This is a genomic window from Acidimangrovimonas sediminis (assembly GCF_002871005.1).
Classification (GTDB): Bacteria; Pseudomonadota; Alphaproteobacteria; order Rhodobacterales; family Rhodobacteraceae; genus Acidimangrovimonas; species Acidimangrovimonas sediminis.
The window spans coordinates 15301-32899 of record NZ_PHSN01000025.1 but is presented as its reverse complement, the minus strand read 5'-3'; the positions used below and the strand labels follow the sequence as shown (position 1 = coordinate 32899).

Below are 17599 nucleotides of genomic sequence, written 5' to 3'. Positions count from 1 at the left end.
TGTGGCGCGCCGACGCGGGACCTTGCCGCATCGCGGGGGGCGCCTAGCTCTGGTGTCGACCGGGCGCGATCCACGTGCCCGAGACGGCAACCACGAGACCCGCAAGGAGATCCCATGACAGAGAAGCTGTTCCAGCCCTTCACCGCGGGCGCGATCGAGATGCAGAACCGCATCGTGATGGCACCGCTGACCCGCAACCGTGCCGACGACGAGACCGACGAGGTCGGCGAGATGCATGTCGAATACTACCGTCAGCGGGCGTCTGCCGGGCTGATCATCACCGAGGCGACCCAGATCTCGCCGCGCGGCAAGGGCTATATCCAGACCCCGGGCATCTACACCGAGGCACAGGCCGCGGCGTGGAAGCAGGTGACTGACGCGGTGCATGCCGAGGGCGGCAGGATCGTCGTGCAGCTCTGGCATGTCGGCCGGATCAGCCATGTCTCGATCCAGCCCGAGGGGCTGCCACCGGTCGCGCCTTCGGCCCTTGCGGCCGGGGTCAAGACCTTCACCCACAAGGGGTTCGAGGAGACGTCGATGCCGCTGGCGCTGACCCTCGACCAGATCGCCGAGACGATCGAGGATTACCGCCGCGCGGCCAAGCTGGCGATGGAGGCCGGGTTCGACGGGGTCGAGGTGCATGGCGCGAACGGCTACCTTCTCGACCAGTTCCTGAAGACCGGAGCCAATACCCGCACCGACGATTACGGCGGGCCGGTCGAGAACCGCGCGCGGCTCCTGATGGAGGTGCTCGAGGCGGTGACCGACGAGATCGGCGGCGACCGGACCGGTCTGCGCCTGTCGCCCTTCAGCCCCGCCAACGGAATCGACGACGCCGATCCGATGGGGACCTTCCGCTATGTGGTGCCCGGGCTGAACCGCTTCGGCCTGGCATATCTTCACATGGTCGAGGGGGCCACCGGCGGCTCGCGCGAGCTGGCCGAAGGACAGAGCATCGCGGAACTGCGCGGCCTGTTCCAAGGCGCTTACATGGCCAACAACGGCTACGACCGGGAGATGGCGGTAGAGGCCGTCGAGAGCGGGCGTGCCGACCTTGTGGCCTTCGGTCGGCCGTTCATCGCGAACCCCGACCTCGTGGCGCGTCTGAAGGCTGGCGCGGCCTTGAACGAGATCGACCGTGACACGATGTATGGCGGCGGGGCCAAGGGCTATACCGACTATCCGGCCCTCGACGCGGCCTGAGGCCGCGCGCTTTCCCCGGCCCGGCGTTTCGCGGCGGGCCGGATGACTTCCCGGTACAGGTATTCCCCGGGCCGTCAGGGCCCGGAGGATACGCCATATTGTCCGCTTGCTCCCTGTCTCTCCACAGTCCATTGTGGTTCAAAGCCGCGGGGCCGAGGTTGAACCCCACCCCCGCGACACCCAAATTAGATGGCAGGACCAGGGGAGGGCGGTGGTCGCCGAAATGTCGGGGCCGGACCCTTCCGCCAGAAAGGAACGCACATGACCGAGACCCTATTGCCCAGCTACCCGGTGCTGCCGCTGCGCGACATCGTGGTCTTCCCGCACATGATCGTGCCGCTCTTCGTGGGGCGCGAGAAATCGGTGCGGGCGCTGGAAGAGGTGATGGCGGACGACAAGCAGATCCTGCTGTCCAGCCAGATCGACCCCGCCGAGGACGACCCCGGCACCGACGGCATCTACAAGGCCGGCGTGCTGGCCAATGTCCTGCAGCTTCTGAAACTGCCCGACGGCACCGTGAAGGTGCTGGTCGAGGGCCGCGCGCGCGTGCGCATCACCGACTTTCTTCCGAACGAGGATTTCTTCGAGGCGGAGGCCGCGCTTCTGACCGAGCTTCCGGGCGATGGCGACACCGTGACCGCGCTGACCCGTTCGGTTGGCGACGAGTTCGAGCGCTACGCCAAGATCAAGAAGAACATCCCCGAAGAGGCCCTGGCCGCCGTGGCCGAGACCTCGGAACCCGCACGTCTGGCCGATCTCGTGGCCGGGCATCTGGGTATCGAGGTGGCGCAGAAGCAGGAGCTTCTGGAAACCCTCGACGTGGCCGAGCGGCTTGAGAAGGTCTATGGCCTGATGCAGGGCGAGATGTCGGTCCTGCAGGTCGAGAAGAAGATCAAGACCCGCGTCAAAAGCCAGATGGAGCGCACCCAGCGCGAGTATTACCTGAATGAGCAGATGAAGGCCATTCAGAAGGAGCTCGGCGACGGTGAGGACGGCCAGAACGAGGTCGCCGAACTGGAGGAGCGGATCGAGGCCACGCAGCTTTCGAAGGAAGCGCGCGAGAAGGCCGATGCCGAGCTGAAGAAGCTGAAGTCGATGAGCCCGATGAGCGCGGAGGCGACCGTCGTGCGCAACTACCTCGACTGGCTTCTGGGCGTGCCGTGGGGCAAGAAGAGCCGCGTGAAGAAGGATCTCGGCAAGGCCGAGGAGGTTCTCGACAAGGACCACTTCGGGCTTGAGAAGGTCAAGGAGCGGATCGTCGAATACCTCGCCGTGCAGGCGCGGTCGGCCAAGCTCAAGGGCCCGATCCTGTGCCTCGTGGGTCCTCCCGGCGTGGGCAAGACCTCGCTCGGGCGCAGCGTGGCCAAGGCCACGGGGCGCGAGTTCATCCGCATCTCGCTTGGCGGCGTGCGTGACGAGAGCGAGATCCGCGGCCACCGCCGGACCTATATCGGTTCCATGCCCGGCAAGATCATCCAGGCGATGAAGAAGGCCAAGACGACCAACCCGCTCATCCTGCTCGACGAGATCGACAAGATGGGGCAGGACTTCCGCGGCGACCCGGCCAGCGCGATGCTCGAGGTGCTTGACCCCGAACAGAACGCGACCTTCGTCGATCACTACCTCGAGGTGGAATACGACCTGTCGAATGTGATGTTCCTGACCACGGCGAACTCCTACAACATGCCGGGGCCGCTTCTGGACCGGATGGAGATCATCCCGCTGGCGGGCTACACCGAGGACGAGAAGCGCGAGATCGCCAAGCAGCACCTGCTGCCGAAGCAGATCAAGGGCCATGGCCTGAAGAAGGGCGAATTCTCGATCACCGACGAGGCGCTGACCGAGATGGTGCGCACCTACACCCGCGAGGCAGGGGTGCGGAGCCTTGAACGCGAGATCGCGAAGATCGCGCGGAAGGCCGTGACCGAGATCGTCAAGGGCAAGGTCAAGAAGGTTGAGGTCACGCCCGAGAACCTCGAGGAGTTCCTCGGCGTGAAGAAGTTCCGCTACGGCCTGGCCGAGAAAGAGGATCAGGTCGGTGTCGTCACCGGTCTGGCCTGGACGAGCGTCGGAGGGGAGCTTCTTTCGATCGAGGCGCTGAAGCTGCCGGGCAAGGGCCGGATGAAGACCACCGGCAAGCTTGGCGACGTGATGAAGGAATCGATCGACGCGGCGTCGTCCTTCGTGCGCTCCGTTGCGCCCGAACTGGGGGTGAAACCGCCGAAGTTCGAGAAGACCGACATCCACGTCCACGTCCCCGAGGGCGCGACGCCCAAGGATGGCCCTTCGGCGGGTCTGGCGATGGTGACGGCGATCGTCTCGGTGCTGACCGGCATCCCGGTGCGCAAGGACATCGCCATGACCGGCGAGGTCACGCTGCGCGGCAACGCGCTGGCGATCGGCGGGCTGAAGGAGAAGCTGATGGCGGCGCTGCGCGGCGGTATCAAGACCGTGCTGATCCCGGAAGAGAACGCCAAGGACTTGCCCGAGATCCCCGACAACGTGAAGGAGGGGCTGACGATCATCCCCGTCTCGAACGTGCGCGAGGTTCTCAAGCATGCGCTGGTGCGGATGCCCGAGCCGGTGGAATGGGACGAGGAGGCCGAGGAGGCCGCGGCTCTTGCCGCCGCCAAGGCCTCGGGCAGCGCGGGGCCGTCGGCCTCCGTGCCGCACTGACAGGATCGTCCTTTAGGAACGCGAGGGGGCGTGCCGGCAACGGCGCGCCCCTTTTCCCATGCCTGCCAATTTCCATGCCCTGCCGACTTGCGGCGCGGGCGGACGGGCAGCCATCGGACGCCCCCGAAAACCGCCACCTGACACGCGCCGAACTGCGGCGCGATCCTGTGGAAAACGTCCCGTAGATCGGCTATTCTGTGTGGCAATGATCCGCGAAAGGATGCAGGCATGGCGACGACGCCGAGGAAGAGCAAATCCAAATCCCCCGCAGGCCGCGCCACGCCCGGATCGGGCAGGCGCAAGGCGGCTGAACGGCCGAGCAACGCCAAGCCACGGCTTGCCGCGGTCGAGGGCGCCGGCATCCTTCCCGCCGATCCGGCGGGCACCGCCGCAGAGCCAGTGTCCGCCGAAGCGACGCTGGGCAAGAAAGAGCTTTTCCAGCGCGTGACTGCGGCGACCGGCGCCAAGAAGAAGGACGCGCGCCTGATCGCCGAGGCGACGCTGGCGATCCTCGGGCAGGCGCTGTCGGAGGGGGAGGAGCTCAACCTTCCGCCGCTTGGCAAGATGCGCATCGTCAGGTCGCGCGACGGGGGCGGGGCCGAGGTGTTCACCCTCAAGCTGCGTCGCAAGACCGGGGTGGGAAGCGCCCAGCCGGTAACGGCCGCGGCGTCGGGTCCGGGTGACGACGACGCCTCCGATGGCACCGGATACGGCGCCCCGCAGATTGATGACGAAGAAAGCTGAAACCCCCTCTTGCGTCGCCGGGCGGACAAGGCTAATACCCCGCGCGACGGGTGATTAGCTCAGTGGTAGAGCGCTTCGTTCACATCGAAGATGTCAGGAGTTCGAATCTCTTATCACCCACCATTCTTTCGCAGGCGCGCCCCCCGGGGCGCGTTTTGCATTCCGGGGGGCGCGTTCGTCGCCACGCGCTATTCGTCGCCCGCCTGTCGCGTCCGTTCCAGACGTTTCTGAGCCAGCCGTTCCAGGTCGCGCGCCAGCGACATCGACGCGATCTCCTGCCGTAAGGCCTCGGGCAGGGCCGGCTGCGGCGCTTGCGGGGCGATGTGGATTGGCTTGTCCCTCATGGCCGCCTCCTGTCGCGCCGCTCGCGCGGCGGCAGCCCGATGTCCCGGGCCATGTGCGGATCTTCCAGGATCGCCAGCAGGCGCTGCCTCGCCCGGCGGCGGCGCAGCGCGGCCAGCGGGTCAGGCCAGCGCCGGGCAGGGCGCCGGACAGGGCGCAGGGCCGGGGGCCGGGCAGGGCGGCGGTCGGGATCGGAAATGCGGTTCATCGTCTGTCTCCTTGTCGAATCGCTCCATGGACGGCACTCTCCGATCTCAAGCTCACTTGAGGTCAAGCGCAGGGGAGGGCCGGCGGATGGCAGGGCGCGGCGTGCCGAACGATCTGAGCGTGGGAGAGATGGCTGCACGCGCGGGCGTCGCGGTCTCGACCCTGCATTACTACGAGACGGAGGGCCTGATCCGGTCGTGGCGGACACCGGCCAACCACCGCCGCTATGACCGGCGCGAGCTGCGCCGCGTGGCGATCGTGCGGATCGCGCAATCGGTGGGCGTGCCGCTGGCCGAGGTGCGCGCGGTGCTTGACCGCCTGCCGCGCGATCGGCCCGTCAGCGCCGCCGATTGGGCGGCCGCGGCCGAACCGTGGGAGAAGATGCTGGAAGAGAAGATCGCGTTGATGCAGCGGTTGAAGGACCAGATGGGTCAGTGCATCGGCTGCGGCTGCCTGTCGCTGACCGCCTGCCCGCTCTATAACGCGCAGGACCGGCTGGGCGCCAACGGCCCCGGTGCCCGGCGCTGGCAGGGAGCGCCCGACGAACGGGCGTGACGCGCTGGTCCGCGGCTGCCTCCGACGTCATGTGCGGGGGCGGGACAGAGACAGAGAGCTGGGGGCGGGCTGCACGCAGACTTGGGGGGCGGGGCTGCGCCTTGCGTCGCCGGGGCGCACGTGGTTCATCAGGGGCGCAGCGGCAGGGAGAACGGCATGACACTTACCCCAGCGGACGACGGCTTTGCCGAGCGCCTGGACCGTGCCTTTCCCGGCATCGTCCGACCGACCGCGACAGCCTATCTCGAGGAACCCCGCGGCCGGCATTTCGGCACCGGCGGCGTCGTCACGGCGCCCCGCTCGACCGAGGAGGTGTCGGGGGTGGTGAAGCTTTGCGCCGAGGCGGGGGTGGGCATCGTGCCGCGCGGCGGCGGTACCGGGCTTGTCGGCGGGCAGGTGATGCCCGGCGGGCCCGCGCCGGTGATCCTGTCGCTGGAGCGCATGACGAAGGTGCGCGCGCTGCATCCCGAGGAGAACGTGATGATCGCCGAGGCCGGGGCGGTCCTGGAAAGCCTGCACGAGGCGGCGCCGGCGGCGGGGCGGCTGTTTCCGCTGACCCTGGCCGCGCAGGGCTCCTGCCGGATCGGCGGCAATCTGGCCACCAATGCGGGCGGGGTGAACGTCCTGCGTTACGGCAACGCGCGCGAATTGTGCCTGGGCATCGAGGCGGTGCTGGCGGACGGCTCGGTCCTTCACGGGCTGAAGCGGCTGCGCAAGGACAACACCGGATATGACCTCAAGGATCTGATCATCGGGTCCGAGGGCACGCTGGGGATCATCACCGCGGCCAGCCTGAAGCTGTCGCCGATGCCGGCGGAGGAGGGAGCGGCGATGATCGCCGTGGAAAGCCCGGCCGCCGCGCTGAAGCTGCTGTCGATGGCGCGCGACCGGCTGGCCGAGGGGGTTTCGGCCTTCGAACTGATCGCCCGGCAGGGCCCCGAGTTCCTGCGCGAGACCATGCCCGAGGTGCGCCAGCCCTTCGCCGAGCCGCCCGCGTGGATGGTGCTGATCGACATCGGCCTGCCCCGGGGCGGCGCCCCCGACGCCGCGCTCGAGGATCTCTTCGCCGCGGCCTTCGAGGCGGGGCTGGCCCATGACGGGGTGATCGCGCGCTCCGGCGCGCAGCGGGCGGAGTTCTGGGCCCTGCGCGAGGCGCTGCCCGAGGGCAACCGGCGGATCGGCGCGATCTCCTCGCACGACATCTCGCTGCCGCTCTCGGCGATCCCGGATTTCATCGCCGAGGCGCCGAAGGTCCTGGCGGGGATCGGCGAGATGCGGATCAACTGCTTTGGCCATCTGGGCGACGGCAACCTGCATTACAACGCCTTCCCCGCCCCGGGGCGGGACCGGTCCGACTATGACGCCCAGCGTCCCGGGATCGCCCATGCGATCTATGACCTGGTGACCCGCTACGAGGGATCCATCAGCGCCGAACACGGCATCGGGCGGCTGAAGGTGTGCGATCTGGAGCGTTACGGCGACCCAGTCAAGCTGTCGCTGATGCGTCAGATCAAGGCGGTGATGGATCCGAAGGGGATCCTCAACCCGGGGGCGATGCTGCGCGGCTGAGCCGGCGGAGCGCGGCCTGGCCGCGCAAGACATTTCCTGCGATGGGGGGCGCTGCCCCCCAAACCCCCCGGGATATTTCCGCTCAGAAGAAAGCAGGTGGGACGGCTGTTCTTCTTGCAGGGGGAGGGTATCGGGGGGGCGGACTTGTGGTCGCGGGGCGTCGAAGCCAGGGGGACGATCCCTAGAGGCCGTCGAAGCTGCAGAGGGCGTGGACGTCCATCCCCATCGTCTCGAGCCGGTCGCGGCCGCCGAGTTCGGGGAGGTCGACGATGAAGGCGCAGCCCGTCACCTCGGCGCCCAGCCGCTCGATCAGCTTGATCCCGGCCTCGGCCGTGCCGCCGGTGGCGAGGAGGTCGTCGACCAGCAGCACCCGTTCGCCGGGTCTGAGCGCGTCGTCGTGGATCTCGACGATCGCCTCGCCGTATTCGAGGCTGTATTCCTGCGCGATCGTGGCGCCCGGCAGCTTGCCTTTCTTGCGGATCGGGACGAAGCCGGTGGACAGCTGGTGCGCGATCGCGCCGCCGAGGATGAAGCCGCGCGCCTCGAGCCCCACGACCTTGTCGATCTCCTCGCCCGCGTAGGGGTGGAGCATCTGGTCGATCGCCATGCGGAAACCGCGCGGATCGGCGAAGAGGGTGGTCACGTCGCGAAACAGGATCCCCTCGTGCGGGAAGTCGACGATGGTGCGGATATAGTCGCGGACGGTCTTTTTCGGGGTCATGCCGCGGCCTCCAGCACCCGGCCCGCGACGGCGTCGAGCTTTGCCGTGAGCGCGGGGTCGCGTTTTCCTGGCGCCGTCATCAGGGCGAAGTCGAGGGCGCGGTCGCAGCCCGCCGGGCAGGCCTGGCGCGTGGCGCCGAGGAGGCCCGGCAGGGCGCCGACGAGGGCCTGCGCCTTGCCGGCATTGCCCTTGAGCGTGGCGATCACGGCGGCCACGTCCACGGCCTCGTGGTCGGCGTGCCAGGCGTCGTAATCGGTGACCATGGCGACCGAGGCGTAGCAGAGCTCCGCCTCGCGGGCGAGTTTGGCTTCCGGCATGCCGGTCATCCCGATCAGGTGGGCGCCCCAGCCGCGGTGCATCTCGCTCTCCGCCCGGGTCGAGAATTGCGGCCCTTCCATCGCCAGGTAGGTGCCGCCGTCGTGCACGGTGATGCCGGAATCGAGCGCCGCCGTCAGGCAGGCCGCCGAGAGATGCGGGCAGGTCGGGTGGGCAAAGGCCACATGCGCCACGCAGCCCGGGCCGAAGAAGCTTTTCTCGCGCGCCATGGTGCGATCGATGAACTGGTCGACGATGACGAAATCGCCCGGCGCCATCTCCTCGCGGAACGAGCCGCAGGCCGAGATCGCGACCAGGTCGGTGACGCCCAGCCGCTTCAGCGCGTCGATGTTGGCGCGGTAGGGAACCGAGGTGGGGGTGTGGACATGGCCCCGGCCATGGCGCGGCAGGAAGGCCATCTTCACGCCGTCGATCCGGCCTGTCAGGATTTCGTCCGAGGGGTCGCCCCAAGGGGTGTCGACCGCCTGCCAGCGCGCGTCCTCGATCCCGTCGATCTCATAGACGCCCGAGCCGCCGATCACCCCGATCACCCGTTCCATGCCTGCCTCCACGTTGCCCAGCCGGGCCAACCTAGGGGCAATGCCGCGCCGGTGAAAGTGTTCATTGCGGGGCCGGTTGCGCCGGAGACGCGGGGAAGGTGCGGGGGCTTCCGGCGCGGTCCGCGCTGTGCAAAGCTTGCCCCGGGGAGGATACGGACATGACCATCACCACCTGCGTCTTCGATGCCTATGGGACGCTTTTCGACGTGGCTGCCGCGGCCCGCGACGCCGCTGCCGAGCCGGAGAACGCCGTGCTGGCCGAGTTTTGGCCGAAACTGGCCGAGGACTGGCGGCGCAAGCAGCTGGAATATTCCTGGCTGCGCGCGATCACCGGGGCGCATGCCGATTTCCGGCAGGTCACCGGCGAAGGGCTCGACTGGGCGATGGAGGCGGCGGGGCTGTCCGATCCGCGGCTGCGCGAGCGGCTGATGACGCTCTACGACACGCTCGGTGCCTACGAGGAGGTGCCCGGCATGCTGGCCGAGCTGAAGCGCCGGGGCCTGGCGACGGCGATCCTGTCGAACGGTGCGCCGGGGATGCTGGCATCCGCCGTCGCCTCCGCCGGGCTGGGCGACAGCCTCGACGCGGTGCTGTCGGTCGAAAGCTGCGGCGTCTTCAAGCCGGCGGCCGCGGTCTACGACCTGGTGGGCGCGCGGTTCGGCTGCGCGCCGGAGGCGGTGCTGTTCGTCTCGTCGAACGGGTGGGATGCGGCGGCGGCGGCGGGATACGGCTTTGTCACCGCCTGGGTGAACCGCGCCGGCCTGCCGATGGATCGACTTCCCTGGCGGCCGGCCCATGTTCTAGGCGACCTGACTGGCATACCGGAGCTTGCGACCCGCTGATGACCGATTACTTCCACGCCGACGACGGCGCCCGCCTCGCCTATGACGACCGCACACTGGGGCAGGGCGGGCCAGTCCTGCTGTGCCTCTCCGGGCTGACCCGGACGATGGAGGATTTCCGCTACATGCTGCCGCATCTGAGCGGCGTGCGCGTGGTCAGGATGGATTACCGCGGGCGCGGGGCCTCCGATTTCACCGGGGCCGAGAGCTATACCGTTCCGCGCGAGGCGCAGGATGCGATCCAGCTCATGGATCATCTCGGTATCGACCGGGCGGCGGTGCTGGGCACGTCGCGCGGGGGGCTGATTGGCATGTACCTTGCGGCGACGTCGAAGGACCGGCTCGCGGGGCTCTGCCTCAACGACGTCGGGCCGAAGCTGGAGATGGGCGCGCTTCACCGCATTCTCGATTACGTCGGGCGCAATCCGGCGGCGCGCACCCTCGATCAGCTGGCGCGGGCCCTGCCGTCGAGCCTGCCAGAGTTCGAGGGCGTGCCGGAAAGCCGCTGGCAGGAGGAGGCCGCGCTGCATTACCGGGTGACGCCCGAGGGGCTGCGGATCACCTACGACCCGGCGCTGCGCGAGGCGTTCAAGGTGGCGCTGCCCGCGGCGGCGGGGGATGCCTGGCCGCTGTTCGATGCTGCCGAGGGGCTGCCGCTGGCGCTGATCCGGGGCGGCAATTCGGATCTTCTCTCGCCCGAGACGGCGGGGGAGATGCGCCGCCGCCGCCCCGACATGATTTTTGCCGAGGTGCCGGGTCGCGGCCATATCCCGTTCCTCGACGAGCCCGAGGCGCTGGCGGCGCTGCGGGCATTCATCGCCGCGCTGTAGGTCGGTCGCCGCCGCGCCCCCCGGGGGTGCGGGGTCGGCCCGGTATCCGCCGGGAGAGGAAAGACTTTTCTCGCGAATCGGTCCGTGTTACCGTGTTGGAAACAATAAGACGACGGCAGCAGGCATACGGGCATGAAGACGGGCACTCGGGGCACGTTCGTCATCTCATGGGCACAGACGGAAGTGGACGGTCTCATGGCCGCTCCGCCGGAGTTTCTGGCCGTGGGGACGACCTGGCGATGGGCAGGAGAGGCGGTCCGGGTGGACGGCCCGCAATCTCTGTTGCTGCTTTCCGGAGATCCTGACGCCGCCGAATTGCGCCGCCGCGCCGCGCGCATGGTGCGCCGTCTCATGGGGGCCGCGCTGGCCACCACGCCTGATGGTGGCGGGCCCGCCGGGGAGGGGCGCGCCGGGGGTGCACATGGGAGCGGCTTCGGGGGCGACTCTGGGGGCGGCTTTCCCGGCCCCCGGACCACGGAAGAGGCCGCCGACGAGCTTCCCGAGCGGGGTTTCGTTCTGACCGACGGGCGGCGAACCTTCGAAGCGGTGGTGATCGACCCGCCGGGTACCCGGCCCGCGACGGATCCGATCTCCGCCGGCGGACCCGGGCCGCTTCTCACCTTCGTGGGAGAGATGCCGCCCGCCGGGCGCGACCTCTGGGTCGTGCGCTCGACCCTGTCGATGGTACCGCCGGCGGAGGAGGTCGCCAATCGCGCCGGGGTCATCTGCTTCACGCCGGGCACCCGGATCGCGACCCCGGGCGGGCCGCGGGCGATCGAGACGCTGACACCGGGCGCGCGGATCCTCACCAAGGACGATGGCCCGCAGGAGGTGCTGTGGTGCGGCCAGCGGCGGCTTTCGGGGGCGCGGCTGCATGCCCTGCCGCACCTGCGCCCGATCCGCTTTCGCGCCGGCGCGATGGGCCTTGGTCGGCCGGAGCCCGATCTCCTCGTCTCGCCCCAGCACCGCATGCTGGTCACCGGTATCGCCGCGCGGCGTCTTTTCAACCAGCCCGAGGTGCGGGTCGCGGCAGAGGATCTTGTGAACGAGTCCACGGTGACGGTCGACACGCGCCTGCGCGAGGTGACCTATGTGCACATCCTGCTCGAGCGGCACCAGATCGTCTGGGCCAACGGCCTCGAGACCGAGAGTTTCCATCCCTCGGCCACCTCGCTCGAGACGGTCGGGGACGAGGACCGCGCCCGGCTTTATGCCGTGCTGCCCGAGCTGGCGCGCGACCCGCAGCTGTACGGCGCCTTCGCGCGGCGCAACCTGACCATGTCCGAGGCCGCGATCCTGCGCTACGACGCGGCCTGAGCCGCACGGCCCGAGCGACACGGGAGATGCCGAAGCCCCGCCGAGGACGGTGGCGAGGCTGCAGTCGTGGGATGGCGGGGTACTGCGCGATACGGCCTGATCCACGTGGCCCAGGCTACAAGGCTGGTGCCAGAGCTTGTCGGACAGCGGCGAGGCCATGACATGGTGGGGCGCTTCGGTTTTCAGGGCGGGAAGGGTTTCGCCGCAGCGGGGCATGGGGTATGGGAAGCCTTCGCACGAACGACCCATAGGACAAGAGATGACCACATCGGCCCTGGCGGCTTTTGCCCGCGCCGTCTCGCCCGACCATGCGCCGGCAGTGCCGAGTTCGGTCGCCGGTATTCGAACCGAGCTTCTCGCTGGACTCACCGTGGCGCTGGCGCTGGTGCCCGAGGCGGTGGCCTTCGCTTTCGTCGCCGGGGTGAACCCGCTCGTGGGTCTTTATGCCGCGTTCATCATGTGCCTCGTGCTGGGGCTGTTCGGCGGCCGGCCGGGGATGATCTCGGGCGCGACCGGGTCGACCGCGATCGTGATGGTGCCGCTGGTGGCGCAGCACGGCGTGGAATACCTCTTTCCCTGCGTGGTGCTGGCCGGGATCCTGCAGATCCTTGCCGGGATCTTCCGGTTGGGCAAGTTCATGCGGCTGGTGCCGCACCCGGTGATGCTGGGCTTCGTCAACGGGCTGGCGATCGTGATCTTCCTCGCGCAGCTCAACCAGTTCAAGGTGCCGGGCGCGGATGGCGTAAAGCACTGGATGCAGGGCGGTCAGCTGGCACTGATGCTGGGCGTGGTGGTGCTCAGCATGCTGGTGATCTGGCTGCTGCCGCGCTGGACCAAGGCGTTCCCGGCGCCGCTGGCGGGCATCGTGATCGCCGCGGTCGTGGTGATCGGGCTGAACCTGAATATCCCGCGCGTGGGCGACCTTGCCCACATGAAGGGCGGGCTGCCGCAGATCCACCTGCCGCAGGTGCCGATGACGCTTGAGACGCTGAGGATCATCTTCCCGACTGCGCTGATCATCGCGGCCGTTGGCCTGCTGGAAAGCCTGCTGACGCTGAACCTGGTGGGCGAGATCACCGGCAAGCGCGGCGGCGCCAGCCAGGAATGCGTGGCGCAGGGCGTGGGCAACATGGCGTCGGGCTTCTTCGGGTCGATGGGTGGCTGCGCGATGATCGGGCAGAGCATGATCAACGTGACCTCGGGCGGGCGCACCCGTCTTGCGGCGGTGGCCGCCGCGATCTTCCTGATCCTGTTCATCGTCGTGGCCTCGCCGCTGATCGAGCAGATCCCGGTCGCGGGGCTCGTCGGGGTGATGTTCATGGTGGTGATCGGCACCTTCGCCTGGAATACCTTCCGCATCCTTGGCCGCGTGCCCCGGATCGACGCGGCGGTGATCATTCTGGTGACGGTGGTGACGGTGTTCACCGACCTCGCCATGGCGGTGGTGATCGGCGTGATCATCTCGGCGCTGGCCTTCGCGTGGAAAAGCGCGCGCCATATCCATGGCCGCAGCCGCATGACGCCCGAGGGCGCCAAGGTCTACCAGATCGAGGGGCCGCTGTTCTTCGGTTCGGTCGAGGATTTCAACCTGCTGTTCGACCCGGAGGGCGACCCGTCGCACGTGATCGTCGATTTCGCCGAGAGCCGGGTGCTGGACCAGTCGGCGCTGGCCGCGATCGAGGCGCTGGCGGTAAAGTACGAAGGCAATGGCAAGTCGCTGGTGCTGCGGCACCTGAGCCGCGACTGCCATGCTCTGCTGAACCGCGCGGGGCAGCTGATGGTCGACAGCTCGGACGATCCGGAATACGGCGTCGCGGTCGATTACACCGTTCGTCCCGGCGCGCTCGGCGCCGGGCACTGAGGGCGGGGGGCTCCTCCGCCCCTCCGGGCCATCCTCGTCCCGGGCGCGGCGGAGGGGAAGGCGGACGAGTCGCCCCGTCAGGTCCCCGGTCACGTCCCCTTCAGGTTTCGGAAGACGGCGCGCCGCCTTCGAAACGGTTGCCCTTCGCGTAGTCGCAGGGCGCCTCCTGCATCTCGAGATGCAGCTTGTCGCCGGTATAGGGGTGGGCGCGGATCAAGTCCTCGTCGACCTCGATCCCGAGGCCCGGGGCTTCTGGCGCCAGGATGTAGCCCTCCTCCCACCGGATCGACTTGCGGATCAGAGCAAGGTGGAAATCGCCGCCCTGTTCGATCGTCTCGGCCATCAGCAGGTTCGGGATCGAGGCGGCGAGATGCACGTTTGCCGCCCATTCGATCGGCCCGGCATAGAGATGCGGCGCCATCTGGACGTTGAAGCATTCGGCCATCGCCGAGATTTTCTTGGCCTCCCAGATGCCCCCCACGCGCCCCAGCGCCGGTTGCAGTATGCGTGCGCCCCCGGTCCGCAGGAGGGCCGAGAATTCCGCCTTGGTGGTGAGCCGCTCGCCGGTGGCCAGGGGGATGCGGACCGCCCGCGCGACCTCGGCGAATTCCAGCAGGTTGTCGGGCGGGATCGGTTCCTCGTACCAGAGCGGGTTGTAGGGTTCCAATGCCTGTCCGAGGCGGATCGCGCCGCCGGTGGTGAACTGGCCATGGGTGCCGAAAAGCAGGTCGGCGCGGTCGCCCACGGCCTCGCGGATCGCCTTGCAGAAGGCGGCGGAGCGGGCGATGTCGGACATCGCGGGCTCGTGCCCGCCGCGCAGGGTGTAGGGGCCCGCGGGGTCGAACTTCACCGCGGTGAAGCCCTCGGCCACCCGTTTCGCCGCGGCCTCGGCCGCCAGCGCCGGGTCGACCCAGAAGTCGGGGCTGGGCCTGGCCGGATCGGGATAGAGGTAGGTGTAGGAGCGGATGCGCGGGTTCATCATGCCGCCGAGCAGCGCCCAGACCGGGCGGTCGCGGGCCTTGCCGAGGATGTCCCAGCAGGCGATCTCCAGCCCCGAGAAGGCGCCCATCACGGTGGGATCCGGTCGCTGGGTGAAGCCCGCGGAATAGGCGCGGCGGAACATCATCTCGACGTTCTCGGGGTTTTCGCCCTCCATGTGGCGGGCGAAGACGTCCTCTATCACGGCTTTCATGGCGGTCGGGCCCACGGTCGCGGCATAGCATTCGCCCCAGCCGGTGATGCCGTCGTCGGTGGTCAGTTTCACGAAGGTCCAGTAGCGGCCGCCCCAGCCGGGGGGCGGGGGCGCGACGGTGTGGATCTCGAGCGATTGAAGGCGCATGGGTCGGGTCCTCTTGCCGGGGGTCGGGTCCGCTTGCCCGGAGGCGGGGCCGCTTGGCCGGGGGCGGGACCGGGGGCCAGCCCCCGGACCCCCGGGATATTTGTACTCAGAAGAAAGGGGCAAAGACGGGGGGAGGCCGGAGACTGGAGAGGCCAAAGACGGGAGGCCGGCGCGGGCGGTCAGAAGGTGATGACGTTGCGCCGCGCGCGGCCGGACTTGGTGTCGGCGATGGCCTCGTTGATCTGGTCGAGGGGATAGGTCTTCGTCACCAGCTCGTCGAGTTTCAGGCGGCCCTGCTGGTAGAGGTCGACCATCCAGCGGATGTCGCGCTTGAGGATCGTGTCGCCCATCAGCGAGCCCATCATGTTCTGGCCGGTGGCGGCGAGGATCACCGGTTCGTAGCTGGATTTCGCGCCGGAATGGGGCATGCCGACCGCCACCAGCTTGCCGCCCGGGGCGAGGTAGCGCGCGGCGGTATCGTAGGCGGGGATCGCACCCACGGTGACGAAGACCGCGTCGGCGCCGCGGCCGGCGAGTTTCTTCGCTGCCGACCAGGGTTTCGCCTCGGTCGCGAGGATGCCGTCGGTGGCGCCGAAGTCGCGCGCGGCGGCAAGCTTCTCCTCGCTCATGTCGACGGCGATGATGCGGGCGGCGCCGGCGATGCGGGCGCCCTGGATTGCGTTGAGGCCGACGCCGCCGGCGCCGATCACCACCACCACGTCGCCGGGTCGGGTGCGCGCGGTGTTGACGACGGCGCCGATCCCGGTGATCGCACCGCAGCTGAGCAGGCAGGCGGAGGCGGCCGGGATCTCGGCCGGGTAGGGTGCGATCTGGCTGTGGTGCACAACGGCCTTCTCGGCGAAGGCGCCGCAGGCGAGGCCGTGGGAGAGCGTGCTGCCCTCGGCCGTCTTCAGCGGCCCGTTGTCGCGGTCGTAGGGGGTGGCGCAATGCGTGGGGTCGCCGCAGGCGCAGGGTTCGCAGGTGCCGCAGGCGCGGATCAGCGTCACCAGCACGTGGTCGCCGGGGGCGTAGCCGGTCACGCCGTCGCCGATCGCGGTGATCCGGCCCGCGCCCTCGTGGCCGTAGACCGCGGGCAGGGTGCCGCCCCATGCGCCTTCGGCGAAGGAGATGTCGGAATGGCAGATCGCCACGGCGTCGATCGTGACCTCGACCTCGCCGGGACCGGGCGGGGCGAGCTGGACCGTCTCGATCTTCAGCTTTTCGTTGAAGGCGTGGCACACGGCGGCGCGGATCTGTTGCATGGGGTCCTCCGGTTTCTGGGTCAGGCTAGGGGGCCGGCTCGGCGGCCACGCGCGCGGGCGCGACATGAAGAAGAACGGCGGCGACAAGCAGCAGCGCCGAGACGAGGAACGGCGCGCCGGGCAGCTGGACGGGGGCCGCGGGGCCGGTGAAGGCGTAGAAGACGGTGGTGGCCGTGATCGGCGAAACGATCATGGCGACGGCGGTGAGGCTCGACATCAGGCCCTGCAGCTCTCCTTGCGCGTCCTCGGGGGCGAGGCGGGCGCCGATCGCCTGCAGGGCGGGGGTGGCGATGCCGCCCAGCGACGAGACGATGACGAAGGCCAGGGCTGCCGCGCCGTTCGAGACGATGCCGAAGAAGAGCGCCGAGATCACGTCGCAGACGAGGCCGAGCGTGGCGGTGCGGCCTTCGCCGAAGTGCCTGATCGCGGGGCCGACGCAGAGCGCCTGCACCGCCATGAAGCCGCCGCCATAGAAGGCCAGCGACAAGCCGATCATCGTCGTGTCCCAGCCGAAGCGCGCCGCGCCCCAGTAGGCCCAGACCGCTGGGTAGGCGAAGTTCGCGACCTGGGCGAGGAGAAACACGGTCAGCACCCGGCCCAGCCCGGGCAGCCGCGAGGCGCCGAGGAAGGCGCCCAGCGGGTTGGCGCGGCGCCAGTCGAAGGCGCGCGGACGGCGAAGCGTCTCGGGCAGCACGAGCGCGCCGAAGCCGAGGTTCAGCGCGGCGAGGGCGGCAGCCCCCAGGAACGGCGCGCGGGTGCCAAATTGCGCCAGCAGGCCCCCCAGCGCCGGCCCGAGGATGAAGCCCATCCCCAGCGCCGCCCCGATCAGGCCAAAGTTGCGCCCGCGCCGTTCGGGCGTGGAGATGTCGGCCATGTAGGCCGCGGCTGTGGTGTGGGTGGCTGCCGACAGCCCCGCCACCACCCGCGCCGCGATCAGAAGCCAGATCGACCCCGCCAGCGCCATCACCAGGTAATCCGCGGTCATCACCACCAGCGCCACCAGCATCACCGGCCGCCTGCCGTAGCGGTCGGACAGGTTGCCGACGGTCGGCCCGAAGGTGAATTGCATCAGCGCGAAGGCTGCGGTCAGCACCCCGCCCCAGAGTGCGGCATGCGAGAGGTCGCCGCCCGTGACCTCTTCGATCAGGTCGGGCAGCACCGGGAAGATCAGGCCGATCCCGACCGAATCGAGCAGCACCGTCAGCACGACGAAGATGAGGGCGGCACGGCTTGCCATGATGTCCTGCGGATCCTCC

Annotated in this window: 16 protein-coding genes and 1 tRNA gene; 10 read left to right on the top strand and 7 right to left on the bottom strand. The window is 69.1% G+C overall.

The annotated features are described in order from the left end of the window. Positions 1-114 precede the first annotated feature (114 nt). The 4 genes from CVV76_RS20130 to CVV76_RS20115 all read left to right on the top strand — a co-directional run bounded on the left by CVV76_RS20130 (position 115) and on the right by CVV76_RS20115 (position 4746). A complete protein-coding gene (locus CVV76_RS20130; RefSeq protein WP_102226485.1) occupies positions 115-1203 on the top strand; it encodes an alkene reductase in 1089 nt (362 codons plus the stop codon). A gap of 261 nt (positions 1204-1464) precedes the next feature. Beyond that, on the top strand, positions 1465-3879 hold the full coding sequence (gene lon / locus CVV76_RS20125) for an endopeptidase La (protein WP_102226484.1): 2415 nt from the start codon (positions 1465-1467) through the stop codon (positions 3877-3879). 228 nt (positions 3880-4107) lie between these two features. After that, a complete protein-coding gene (locus CVV76_RS20120; protein ID WP_102226483.1) occupies positions 4108-4623 on the top strand; it encodes an HU family DNA-binding protein in 516 nt (171 codons plus the stop codon). Between the two features lie 48 nt (positions 4624-4671). Further along, positions 4672-4746: transfer RNA gene (locus tag CVV76_RS20115), tRNA-Val, on the top strand. 65 nt (positions 4747-4811) lie between these two features. Here the strand turns inward: CVV76_RS20115 and CVV76_RS25020 are convergent. Both CVV76_RS25020 and CVV76_RS24745 read right to left on the bottom strand, forming a co-directional pair. Beyond that, the gene (locus CVV76_RS25020; RefSeq protein ID WP_158243204.1) at positions 4812-4967 is read right to left on the bottom strand and encodes a hypothetical protein; all 156 of its coding nucleotides are present in this window, start codon (positions 4965-4967) and stop codon (positions 4812-4814) included. Beyond that, complete coding sequence (locus tag CVV76_RS24745) at positions 4964-5173, bottom strand: hypothetical protein (RefSeq protein ID WP_146010335.1); 210 nt, start codon at positions 5171-5173, stop codon at positions 4964-4966. The genes CVV76_RS25020 and CVV76_RS24745 overlap by 4 nt, the downstream gene beginning before the upstream one ends. An 86-nt stretch (positions 5174-5259) precedes the next feature. On the opposite strand from CVV76_RS24745, the gene soxR reads away from it, so the two are divergent. Next, positions 5260-5727: a redox-sensitive transcriptional activator SoxR gene (gene soxR, locus CVV76_RS20110; RefSeq protein WP_233193037.1), complete on the top strand. Its 468-nt coding sequence runs from the start codon at positions 5260-5262 to the stop codon at positions 5725-5727. Between the two features lie 156 nt (positions 5728-5883). Next, on the top strand, positions 5884-7296 hold the full coding sequence (locus CVV76_RS20105; RefSeq protein WP_102226482.1) for an FAD-binding oxidoreductase: 1413 nt from the start codon (positions 5884-5886) through the stop codon (positions 7294-7296). A 181-nt stretch (positions 7297-7477) separates the two neighbouring features. Here the strand turns inward: CVV76_RS20105 and CVV76_RS20100 are convergent, their stop codons facing one another. Together CVV76_RS20100 and CVV76_RS20095 are read right to left on the bottom strand one after the other, a co-directional pair. After that, positions 7478-8017: an adenine phosphoribosyltransferase gene (locus CVV76_RS20100; protein ID WP_102226481.1), complete on the bottom strand. Its 540-nt coding sequence runs from the start codon at positions 8015-8017 to the stop codon at positions 7478-7480. After that, positions 8014-8892: an S-methyl-5'-thioadenosine phosphorylase gene (locus CVV76_RS20095; RefSeq protein WP_102226513.1), complete on the bottom strand. Its 879-nt coding sequence runs from the start codon at positions 8890-8892 to the stop codon at positions 8014-8016. The genes CVV76_RS20100 and CVV76_RS20095 overlap by 4 nt, the downstream gene beginning before the upstream one ends. Before the next feature lie 158 nt (positions 8893-9050). Between CVV76_RS20095 and CVV76_RS20090 the strand changes: the two genes are divergently transcribed. From CVV76_RS20090 to CVV76_RS20075, 4 genes are all read left to right on the top strand, one after another. Then, positions 9051-9734 (top strand): haloacid dehalogenase type II, encoded by a 684-nt coding sequence (locus tag CVV76_RS20090; protein WP_102226480.1) that lies wholly within the window; start codon positions 9051-9053, stop codon positions 9732-9734. Beyond that, positions 9734-10564 (top strand): alpha/beta fold hydrolase, encoded by an 831-nt coding sequence (locus CVV76_RS20085; protein ID WP_102226479.1) that lies wholly within the window; start codon positions 9734-9736, stop codon positions 10562-10564. Before CVV76_RS20090 ends, CVV76_RS20085 begins: the two co-directional genes overlap by 1 nt. Positions 10565-10696: 132 nt before the next feature. Continuing rightward, the gene (locus CVV76_RS20080; protein WP_102226478.1) at positions 10697-11881 is read left to right on the top strand and encodes a Hint domain-containing protein; all 1185 of its coding nucleotides are present in this window, start codon (positions 10697-10699) and stop codon (positions 11879-11881) included. A gap of 259 nt (positions 11882-12140) precedes the next feature. Beyond that, positions 12141-13742 (top strand): SulP family inorganic anion transporter, encoded by a 1602-nt coding sequence (locus CVV76_RS20075; protein WP_102226477.1) that lies wholly within the window; start codon positions 12141-12143, stop codon positions 13740-13742. A gap of 100 nt (positions 13743-13842) precedes the next feature. On the opposite strand, the gene CVV76_RS20070 is transcribed toward CVV76_RS20075, so the two are convergent. The 3 genes from CVV76_RS20070 to CVV76_RS20060 all read right to left on the bottom strand — a co-directional run bounded on the left by CVV76_RS20070 (position 13843) and on the right by CVV76_RS20060 (position 17580). Further along, a complete protein-coding gene (locus CVV76_RS20070; RefSeq protein WP_102226476.1) occupies positions 13843-15081 on the bottom strand; it encodes a mandelate racemase/muconate lactonizing enzyme family protein in 1239 nt (412 codons plus the stop codon). Positions 15082-15260: 179 nt separating this feature from the next. Next, entirely contained in the window at positions 15261-16343 is a 1083-nt protein-coding gene (locus tag CVV76_RS20065; RefSeq protein WP_102226475.1) for a Zn-dependent alcohol dehydrogenase, read from the bottom strand. A gap of 25 nt (positions 16344-16368) precedes the next feature. Beyond that, on the bottom strand, positions 16369-17580 hold the full coding sequence (locus CVV76_RS20060) for an MFS transporter (protein ID WP_408607895.1): 1212 nt from the start codon (positions 17578-17580) through the stop codon (positions 16369-16371). Between the last annotated feature and the right edge of the window lie 19 nt (positions 17581-17599).